Source organism: Mesorhizobium sp. CCNWLY176, assembly GCF_037153935.1.
GTDB classification, from domain to species: Bacteria; Pseudomonadota; Alphaproteobacteria; order Rhizobiales; family Rhizobiaceae; genus Mesorhizobium_M; species Mesorhizobium_M zhangyense.
In genome coordinates this window covers 123,767-133,699 of the sequence record NZ_JBBBDZ010000017.1, presented here as the reverse complement: position 1 = coordinate 133,699, position 9,933 = coordinate 123,767, and the positions used below count along the sequence as shown (strand labels likewise).

The 9,933-nt window shown below is 60.8% G+C and carries 10 protein-coding genes; 9 read left to right on the top strand and 1 reads right to left on the bottom strand.

Annotation, left to right across the window (positions count from 1 at the left end):
* Nucleotides 1–148 precede the first annotated feature (148 nt).
* Genes WBQ96_RS23835 through WBQ96_RS23820 form a run of 4 tightly spaced genes read left to right on the top strand, consistent with a single transcriptional unit; the run spans nt 149 to nt 3,831 of the window.
* Entirely contained in the window at nt 149–1,519 is a 1,371-nt protein-coding gene (locus WBQ96_RS23835; protein ID WP_336553902.1) for a glutamine synthetase family protein, read from the top strand.
* Entirely contained in the window at nt 1,506–2,009 is a 504-nt protein-coding gene (locus tag WBQ96_RS23830; RefSeq protein ID WP_336553901.1) for a helix-turn-helix domain-containing protein, read from the top strand. The genes WBQ96_RS23835 and WBQ96_RS23830 overlap by 14 nt, the downstream gene beginning before the upstream one ends.
* Nucleotides 2,006–2,425: a type II toxin-antitoxin system VapC family toxin gene (locus WBQ96_RS23825; protein ID WP_336553899.1), complete on the top strand. Its 420-nt coding sequence runs from the start codon at nt 2,006–2,008 to the stop codon at nt 2,423–2,425. Before WBQ96_RS23830 ends, WBQ96_RS23825 begins: the two co-directional genes overlap by 4 nt.
* 20 nt (nt 2,426–2,445) lie before the next feature.
* A complete protein-coding gene (locus WBQ96_RS23820) occupies nt 2,446–3,831 on the top strand; it encodes an aldehyde dehydrogenase family protein (protein WP_336553897.1) in 1,386 nt (461 codons plus the stop codon).
* 30 nt (nt 3,832–3,861) lie between these two features.
* Here WBQ96_RS23820 and WBQ96_RS23815 read toward each other — a convergent pair whose 3' ends face one another.
* The gene (locus WBQ96_RS23815; RefSeq protein WP_336553896.1) at nt 3,862–4,311 is read right to left on the bottom strand and encodes a hypothetical protein; all 450 of its coding nucleotides are present in this window, start codon (nt 4,309–4,311) and stop codon (nt 3,862–3,864) included.
* Nucleotides 4,312–4,372: 61 nt separating this feature from the next.
* On the opposite strand from WBQ96_RS23815, the gene WBQ96_RS23810 reads away from it, so the two are divergent.
* The 5 genes from WBQ96_RS23810 to WBQ96_RS23790 all read left to right on the top strand — a co-directional run bounded on the left by WBQ96_RS23810 (nt 4,373) and on the right by WBQ96_RS23790 (nt 9,781).
* Nucleotides 4,373–5,545, top strand: coding sequence for an iron-containing alcohol dehydrogenase (locus WBQ96_RS23810; protein WP_336553894.1), 1,173 nt, complete (start codon nt 4,373–4,375; stop codon nt 5,543–5,545).
* 275 nt (nt 5,546–5,820) lie between these two features.
* Nucleotides 5,821–6,927, top strand: a complete 1,107-nt coding sequence (locus WBQ96_RS23805) for an ABC transporter substrate-binding protein (protein ID WP_336553892.1) — start codon at nt 5,821–5,823, stop codon at nt 6,925–6,927.
* A gap of 132 nt (nt 6,928–7,059) precedes the next feature.
* Nucleotides 7,060–7,905 (top strand): ABC transporter permease, encoded by an 846-nt coding sequence (locus WBQ96_RS23800; RefSeq protein WP_336553961.1) that lies wholly within the window; start codon nt 7,060–7,062, stop codon nt 7,903–7,905.
* On the top strand, nt 7,902–8,693 hold the full coding sequence (locus WBQ96_RS23795; protein WP_336553890.1) for an ABC transporter permease: 792 nt from the start codon (nt 7,902–7,904) through the stop codon (nt 8,691–8,693). Before WBQ96_RS23800 ends, WBQ96_RS23795 begins: the two co-directional genes overlap by 4 nt.
* A 20-nt stretch (nt 8,694–8,713) precedes the next feature.
* Complete coding sequence (locus tag WBQ96_RS23790; RefSeq protein ID WP_336553889.1) at nt 8,714–9,781, top strand: ABC transporter ATP-binding protein; 1,068 nt, start codon at nt 8,714–8,716, stop codon at nt 9,779–9,781.
* Nucleotides 9,782–9,933: the final 152 nt, after the last annotated feature.

Below are 9,933 nucleotides of genomic sequence, written 5' to 3'. Positions count from 1 at the left end.
TCCCCTGGGGCTTTTTCGTCGAGCTGTGCGGTTGGCGAATCTGGGCGTGGAGCCGTTGTCCATCCTGCTTTGGCTGGCGCAAGCCAGGCCACGGTTCGTCTATATCCCACCTCATTGCTGAGAATTCACCACCCGGAGTAGGAAAAGAATGGCCGTAAGTTTCTCGTTCGATCAGTTGAAGAAAGCAGTGGCAGGCGACGAGATCGATACGGTTCTCGCATGTTCCGTCGACATGCAGGGCCGTCTCGTCGGCAAGCGGTTCCTGGCGAAATACTTCGTCGAATCCGCCTATGACGAGACGCATGGCTGCAACTATCTGCTGGCGAACGACATCGATATGGAGCCGGTGCCGGGCTACAAGGCGGCCAGCTGGTCGAAGGGCTATGGCGACTTCGTCATGAAGCCCGACCTTTCCACGCTGCGCCGTGTGCCGTGGCTGGAAAAGACAGCACTGGTGCTGTGCGACGTGCTCGACCATCACACCCATGGCGACCTGCCGCATTCGCCGCGCGCCATCCTGCGCAAGCAGGTCGCCCGGCTGAAGGAACGGGGCTATCTCGCCTATTTCGCCTCCGAACTCGAATTCTATCTGTTCAACGAGACCTATGATTCCGCCCGCGCCAAGCACTGGCAGAACCTGGACACCGCCTCGCCCTATATCGGCGATTACCTGATTGGCATCACCACCAAGGAAGAGGGCGTGATGCGCCGGCTGCGCAACGAGATGGAAGCAGCGGGCATCCCGATCGAGAATTCCAAGGGCGAATGGGGTCCGGGCCAGGAAGAGATCAACGTCCGCTATGCCGAAGTTCTCGAAATGGCCGACCGCCATGTCATCCTGAAGAACGGCGCCAAGGAAATCGCCGAGAGCATGGGCAAATCCATCTCCTTCATGGCGAAGTACAATTACGGCCTCGCCGGCAATTCCAGCCACATCCACAATTCGCTGTGGAGCGAGGACGGCAAGACGCCGCTGTTCTACGACAAGAAGGCCGACTGGACGCTTTCCAAGCTCGGCCAGCAATGGGCCGCCGGCCAGCTCAAATATGCCAAGGAGTTCACCTGGTTCCTGGCACCCTACATCAACTCCTACAAGCGCTTCCAGGCCGGCACGTTTGCGCCGACCAAGATCATGTGGAGCGAGGACAACCGCACCGCCGGCTTCCGTCTTTGCGGCGAGGGCACCAAGGGCATCCGTATGGAGTGCCGCATCGGCGGCGCCGACCTCAACCCCTATCTCGCCTTCGCGGCACTGATCGCGGCCGGCCTTGCCGGCATCGACGAGAAGCTGGAACTGCAGAAGCCCTTCGTCGGCGACGCCTATCAGGCCTCGCGCCTTCCCGAAATCCCGAAGACGCTGCGTGAAGCCACGGAGACGCTGTCGAAATCGAAGATGCTGAAGAAGGCGCTGGGCGAAGAAGTGGTCGAGCACTACGTCCACACCGCCCGCTGGGAACAGATGGAATATGACCGCCGTATCACGGACTGGGAACTGCACAGGGGTTTTGAGCGGTATTGATAAAATCGCAACGTTGCGTTATGTTGTGATTAATGCAACGAAAATAGCGAGGCTTCTAATGTACCCGGCTCAGATAAAAGTCGACAAGGCTTGGTTCGACCGTCGCATGAAAGAGAAAAATTTGTCGCTGAGAACGGTGGCCAAGCTGATGGACGTAGATCCAAGCGCTTTGTCGCGTGTGTTCAACGGTAAACGGCGGATTCAAGTGGACGAAATTGGGAAAATCGCAACGATACTCAATGAGTCAAAAAGCGCCGTTCTCGCTCACATCGAGGTGGGTGGAGCGCCGGAGCTTTCTGCTACGTCTTCTGCACTCATGGATGATGGATTGCGGGGCGGCCCTGCAGACAAAGCTTCCACGCGTGGTCGTCATCCGGGCTTCGGCTTTATGAAAGGGCAAATTATTATCCAGGATGGCTTCGACGTAACCAAGCCCTTCGACGATGAAGCATGGGACGAAGGCTATCTGGGAACTGATGGCCGCAAATGAGCGATGAGCCGCTTCTTCTGCTTGATACATGTGCCATAATTTTTATCGCCAATGGCACTCCGATCGAGCCCGCTGCGGAGCAGCTCATCTCAGAGGCCGGTTTTGATGGCCGGCTTCACGTATCGCCGATGTCGGCTTGGGAAATCGGCATCGGTGTCGCGAAGGGAAGGCTTATCTTGCCACTGTCGCCTATCGACTTCTTCAACCGGTTTCTCGAACGCATGGAGGCGCGCCTCAGTGTCATTTCGCCGGAAATACTTATCGAGTCGTCAAGTCTGCCCGGCGACCCCCACAAGGACCCAATGGACCGCATTCTCATGGCGAGTGCGCGAGCGCTGGACATGATTTTGGTCACGAGCGACCGACCAATTCTTAAATATGGACGAAAAGGCCATCTTAGAACGCTGGCCTGTTAGTAAAGCACTGGAGACTTCTCTTGGAAACCGTAAAACTCATTACCCCCATCGATGGCTCGATCTATGTCGAGCGGCCGATTGCGACCGATCAGGCCGTCAACGCTGCCGTCGAACGCGCGCGCGCCGCGCAGGTCGACTGGGCGCAGACCTCGATTGCCGAGCGCGGCAAATACATGCTGGCCATGCTTGAGGCGCTGGTCGCCATGAGCGACGAGATCGTGCCGGAGATCGCCTGGCAGATGGGCCGCCCCGTTCGCTATGGCGGCGAGTTCGGCGGCGTCAGGGAACGCACCAACTACATGGTCGAGATCGCCGAGCAGGCTTTGAAGCCGGTGATGGCCTCCAATCCGAAGGATGGTTTCCGCCGCTATGTGAAGAAGGAGCCGCTCGGCGTCGTCATGGTCGTCGCGCCGTGGAACTATCCCTATCTCACCGCGGTCAACACCATCGTTCCGGCGCTGATGGCAGGCTCCACCGTGATCCTCAAGCACGCCGCCCAGACGATCCTTGTCGGCGAACGCTTCGCCCAGGCTTTTGAGAAGGCCGGCCTGCCCAAGGGCGTTTTCCAGAACATCGTGCTCAACCATGCGCAGACCGAGAAGCTGCTCGGCTCGGGCAAGATCGACCATGTCAATTTCACCGGCTCGGTTGCCGGCGGCAAGGCGATCGAGAAGGCTGCGGCCGGCACCTTCATGACGCTCGGCCTCGAACTCGGCGGCAAGGACCCGGCCTATGTCCTGCCCGACGCCAAGCTCGACCATGCAATCGCCAATCTGGTCGACGGCGCCTTCTATAATTCCGGCCAGTGCTGCTGCGGCATCGAGCGCGTCTATGTCCACGAGAAGGTCTATGACGATTTCGTCGAGGGCTTCATCGCCGAAACCAAGAACTACGTCGTCGGCAATCCGCTGGATCAGGCGACCACGATGGGGCCGATGGCGCAGGCACGCTTTGCCGACTTCATTCGCGAGCAGAAGGCGGAAGCCCTGCGCAAGGGCGCGACGGCACACATCAACATGAAGGTCGATCAGGACAAGGCCGGCTCGCCCTATCTGGCGCCGGAAGTACTGACCAATGTCGACCACCAGATGAGCGTCATGCGCGAGGAAAGCTTTGGGCCCATCGTCGGCATCATGAAGGTGCGCGGCGACGAGGACGCCATCGCGCTCATGAACGATAGCCCCTACGGCCTCACCGCCTCGATCTGGACAGCCGACACCGACCGCGCCATCGCCATCGGCGACCGCGTCGAGACCGGCACCGTGTTCATGAACCGCTGCGACTATCTCGACCCGGCGCTCGTCTGGACCGGCGTCAAGGACACCGGCAAGGGCGCCGGCCTGTCACAGATCGGCTACGACAACCTGACGAGGCCGAAGAGCTATCATCTGAGGGAAACGATTTAGAGTGAGCGGTTCGATGACTTCGATGTTTTATCAGGACGCCCGGGGTGGTGACTGGTGGTGGTCCGCTTTGAAGGGCTCGATCTTCCCCGGCAACAGTTCCATCACGAGCAGATCTGCCGTGAAACTAGCCTCAAGGCCGAATGACGAGTTAAACGCAACCTTGAACCTGGGGCTGATGCTTGATGTCGATGAGACGCGTTCGACGTTGATGTCCCAAAGAACATTCTGATGGTTCCATCCGGTGAATGCCTCAACCTCAACCCCTTCGAGAATGAAGTTTACCGTGGCGTGGCGATCAAGGACATAGCAGCCGCGACTGTCGACTTGGGAAGTCAAGCGCCAAGTGTAAACACTGATGGTGGTTGGCAGCGGCGATCGACAGAAGTCGATACGGATGATTTCCGCATCGTGAAAATTGGGCTCAAAACCAAACCAGTCAACAACCTCGGACCAACCGAGGATATCTTTCAATTCAAACATTCGTCGTGCTGGTCCCACACCATCGTCGCCACATAATTCTCCTTATCGAAAGTACGATTTCATGTCCAAACTCATCTCCAAATGGAACTACCCCACCGTCGTCCGTTTTGGCGCAGGGCGCATCTCGGAGCTGCCGGAGGTGCTGGCTGCGACCGGCATCAAGCGGCCGCTCTTCGTCACCGATCCGGGGCTGGCCAAGCTGCCGGTCGTGGCCAAGACGCTGAAGCTGCTCGACGATGCGAAAATCCCCTATGGCGTCTTCTCCGACGTCAAGCCAAACCCGGTGGAATCGAACCTCACCGCCGGCATCGCGGTGTTCAAGAAGGGCAAGCATGACGGCGTCATCGCCTTCGGCGGCGGCTCGGGCCTCGACCTCGGCAAGCTGATCGCCTTCCAGGCCGGCCAGACCCGCCCGGTCTGGGACTTTGAAGACATCGGCGACTGGTGGACGCGGGCGAATTCCGACACCATTGCGCCGATCATCGCCGTGCCGACCACGGCCGGTACCGGCTCGGAAGTCGGCCGCGCCGCTGTGGTCACCAATGAGGCGACCCACACCAAGAAGGTTATCTTCCATCCGAAGCTCTTGCCGGAAATCGTCATTGCCGATCCCGAGCTGACGGTCGGCATGCCGCCCTTCATCACCGCCGGCACCGGCATGGACGCGCTTGCCCACTGCCTCGAGGCCTATTGCGCGCCGGGTTATCACCCCATGGCCGATGGCATTGCCGTCGAGGGCATACGGCTGGTCTTTGAAAACCTGCCGAAAGCCTTTGCCAACGGCAAGGATCTCACCGCGCGTGCCCATATGATGAGTGCTGCCGCCATGGGTGCAGCTGCCTTCCAGAAGGGCCTCGGCGCAATCCATTCGCTGTCGCATCCGGTCGGCGCGCTCTACGACACCCATCACGGCATGACCAATGCCGTCTTCATGCCCTATGTGCTCGCCTTCAACCGAGACGCGATCGAGGAGAAGATCGCCCGCCTTTCCGCCTATTGTGGCATCAAGGGCGGCTTCGACGGTTTTGCCAAGGCCGTCATCAAGCTGCGCAAGGAACTGAAGGTGCCGAACACGCTGCCCGGCCTCATCAAGGGCCTCGACATGGACAAGAAGCGCAAGACCCTGATCGCCGACATGGCGATCGTCGATCCGACCGCCGGCGGCAACCCGGTCAAGCTGACGAAGAAGGCCGCGCTGGCGCTGCTCGAAAGCGCTATCGAAGGCACGCTCTGAAAGGCATTCCCGGCCTCGCCCTATCATCTTGCGACATGACAGGGCGGGGCTGGAACAGCCTTTGTCGAATAAGGAAAGGAGAACGAAAGACGGGGAAACACCAATCGAAATCATTAGCCGGAAAACGAACGCCGGCGATTGCCAGCCCTTTGTAAAAGTAGTTAGATTTTTAGATCGCGGACGGGTCGGGAGGCATTACTTTTCACACGACTGTCATCGAGTATCGGTAACCGCATCACAGGCGCGCTTGGGCGTCAGTTCAACGGAGAGAACACATGTTCAGTTTCACGGGAAAAGTGCTTTCCCTTACCGCAGCGTCACTGATGGTGACGTCGGCAATCGCCTCGGCACAGTCGATGGACGAGCTGGTCGCCGCGGCCAAGAAGGAAGGCCAGCTTACCACGATCGCGCTGCCGCATGACTGGTGCGGCTATGGCGCCGTCATTGCCGGCTTCAAGGCGAAATATCCGGAAATCACCGTCAACGAACTCAACCCCGACGCCGGCTCCAGCGACGAGGTCGAGGCAATCAAGGCCAACAAGGACAACAAGGGCCCGCAGGCGCCTGACGTCATCGACGTCGGTCTCTCCTACGGCCCACAGGCCAAGGCCGACGGCCTGATCCAGCCCTACAAGGTCTCGACCTGGGATTCGATCCCCGACAGCGCCAAGGATGCCGAAGGCTACTGGTATGGCGACTATTACGGCGTGCTCGCCTTCGAGGTGAACAAGGATCTCGTCAAGGAAGCCCCGGCCGACTGGGCCGATCTGCTGAAGCCGGAATTCGCCAACTCGGTCGCACTCGCGGGTGATCCGCGCGCCTCCAACCAGGCCATCCAGGGCGTTTATGCCGCCGGCCTGTCCAAAGGTGCGGAAGCCGGCGCCAAGGCAGGTGAGGCCGGCCTCGAGTTCTTCAAGGAACTCAACGCCAAGGGCAACTTCGTTCCGGTGATCGGCAAGTCGGCCACGCTCGCGCAGGGCCAGACCCCGATCCTCATCACCTGGGACTACAACGCCCTTGCTGGCCGCGACACGCTGAACGGCAACCCGCCGGTCGAAGTCATCGTGCCGAAGACCGGCGTCGTCGCCGGTGTCTATGTCCAGGCGATCAGCGCCTACGCGCCGCATCCGAACGCTGCCAAGCTGTGGATGGAGTATCTCTACTCAGACGAAGGTCAGCTCGGCTGGCTCAAGGGCTATTGCCACCCGATCCGCTTCAACGATCTCGCCAAGAAGGGCGCGATCCCGCAGGATCTGCTCGACAAGCTGCCGCCGGCAGCCGCCTATGAAGCAGCCGTCTTCCCGACGCTGGACGAACAGGCTGCCTCCAAGGAAGCCATCACCAAGAGCTGGGACGCTGTCGTCGGCGCCAACGTTCAGTAAGCCTCGAATATCATGCCGGGCGGCCGCAACGGCCGCCCGGTTTCCCTTCCGGGGTTCCACCGCATGACCGACGCCACCATTTCCGATCCCACTGCCGCCCGGCAATCCGGGCCGCCCGCGCAGGCGCGCGGCATGCGGCTGCCGCTTCATTGGCTGGGCGTCGCGCCATTCTTCATCTTCGCGCTGATGTTCCTGATCCTGCCGACCTTCTATCTGGTCGTCGGTGCTTTCCAGAACGATCAGGGCCAGTTCACCTTCGAAAACATCGCCGCGCTTTTCCAGCCGTCGATCCTCGCCGCCTACTGGATTTCCATCAAGGTGAGCTTTGCCTCGGCCATCCTCGGCGCTCTCATCGGCATCGCCATTTCGATTGCCATCGTACGCGGCGGGCTGCCGCGCTGGGTGCGCTCCGCCACCATGACGTTTTCGGGCGTGGCCTCGAACTTTGCCGGCGTACCTCTGGCCTTCGCCTTCCTTGCCACCCTCGGCCGGCTCGGGCTGGTCACGATCCTGCTGCGCGACGTGCTCGGCATCAACATCTACGCGCTCGGCTTCAACATACTGTCCTTCTGGGGCCTGACGCTGACCTATTTGTTCTTCCAGATTCCGCTGATGGTGGTCATCATCACGCCGGCGATCGACGGGTTGAAGAAGGAATGGGGCGAGGCTGCCTCCACGCTTGGCGCCACCCAGTTCCAGTATTGGCGCATGGTCGCCATTCCGGTGCTGTGGCCGAGCTTCCTCGGCACGGTCATCCTGCTGTTCGCCAACGCCTTCGGCGCTATCGCCACCGCCTACGCGCTGACCGGCTCGTCGCTCAACATCGTGCCGATCCTGCTCTATGCGCAGATCCGCGGCGACGTGCTGCACAATCCGCATCTCGGCTATGCGCTGGCCTTCGGAATGATCTTCATCACCGGGCTCGCCAACATCTTCTACATCTGGTTCCGGACCCGCAGCGAGAGGTGGCTCAAATGAAGGTAAGCCGCTTCTGGGCGTGGGCGACCTTCATCGTCGGTGCCGCCTATTTCTTCATCCCGCTGATCGCGACGCTGGAGTTTTCCCTGCGCATGCGGCGCGGCGAATATTCCTTCGACGCCTACAGGGTCGTGCTGGGCGATATCCGTTTCCAGGAAACTTTTGGCTACTCGGTCATCATCGCCTGCTTCACCATCGTTCTCGGCGTCGTGCTGGTGGTGCCGACGGCATACTGGATCAGGTTGCGCATGCCGCATCTTCGGCCCGTGGTCGAGTTCATCACGCTGCTGCCGCTGATCATCCCGGCCATCGTCATCGTCTTCGGCTATATCCGCATGTATGGCTCGAACTCGCCGATACCGTTCCTCGGTTCGACGCGCGGCACCGACCTCTTGCTCATTATCGGCTATGCCACGCTGGCGCTGCCCTACATGTACCGCGCGGTCGACACCGGCCTGCGCACCATCGACGTGCGCACGCTGACCGAGGCCGCGCAGGTTCACGGCGCAGGCTGGACGACGATCATCGCCCGCATCATCCTGCCCAATGTGCTGATCGCGGTGCTGTCGGGCGCGTTCCTTACCTTTGCAATCGTCATCGGCGAGTTTACCATGGCAAGCCTGCTCAACCGGCCTGCCTTCGGCCCGTATCTGCAGAATATCGGCGCGAACCGGGCCTATGAGCCGGCGGCACTCGCCGTCATCGCCTTCGCCATCACATGGGGCTGCATGTCGGTCATACAGGTCCTGTCCCGCTTCGCGCCGAAGTCGGCAAACAACCCGAATTGAGCTGAAAGAAAACGACGCACATGTCCGAAACATTTCTCAGCATCCAGGGTGTCCGCAAGGCTTTCGGCCAGACCACCGTGGTGACCGATTTCAACCTCGACGTGGATCGCGGCGAATTCATATCCTTCCTCGGGCCCTCCGGCTGCGGCAAGACGACGATGCTGCGCATGGTGGCGGGTTTCGAGGAGCCGAGCGCCGGCCGCATCCTGATCGGCGGCAAGGACGTCACCAACCTCAAGCCCAACCAGCGCAACATCGGCATGGTGTTCCAGGCCTATGCGCTGTTCCCGAACCTGACCGTGGCGCAGAACGTCGCCTTCGGCCTCAAGGTCGCTGGCATGCCGAAGGCCGAAGCCGATGCCCGAGTGGCCGAAATGCTTGCCATCATCAAGCTGCCGGATTTCGGCGAACGCTATCCCTACCAGCTCTCCGGCGGCCAGCAGCAGCGCGTAGCACTCGCCCGCGCCCTGGCGCCCAAGCCCAAGCTCCTGCTGCTTGACGAGCCGCTGTCGGCGCTTGACGCCAAGGTGCGCGTCTCGCTGCGCGAGGAAATTCGTTCCATCCAGAAGAAGCTCGGCATCACCACCATCTTCGTCACGCACGACCAGGAAGAGGCGCTGTCGATGTCGGACCGCATCGTCGTCATGTATGACGGCCGCGCCGAACAGGTCGGCACGCCATTCGAAATCTACAATCGCCCGTCGACGAAGTTCGTCGCCAATTTCGTCGGCACGCTGAACGTGCTCGATGGCACCGTCACCGATCCGGCGTCGGCGACCGTTCGCATCAACGATCGCGAAGTGAAGCTCAAGAAGGGTGCGCTGAATGGCGCCAAGGCCGGCGACACGCTGTCGCTTGCTCTGCGCCCCGAAGCCATCGTGCTGGGAAAACAGGCCGGCCGCGATTCCAGCCTGGGCGGCAAGATTTCCGATGTCAGCTTTTTGGGCTCGGTCATTCGCGTGCGCGTCGGCGTCGGCAAGAACGCCGTCTCGCTCGACACCTTCAACAGCCCAACGAGCCCACCGCCGGTCGTCGGCGAAGAGACGGAAATCAGCTTCTCTGCCGGGGATGTGCTGGTGTTGCATTAGGGCAGGGCGCGGTGCTGCCGTGCCTGCCGTGTGCCGGCGTTGGAGTTTGGCACCGGCGCAACATGCGGTCGTCATCCCGGAAACCGGAGCGAAGCGCAGGTTATCCGGGATCTATTGGCCGCAGCATCGTCAGGCGCGGCCCGGCCCTAGTG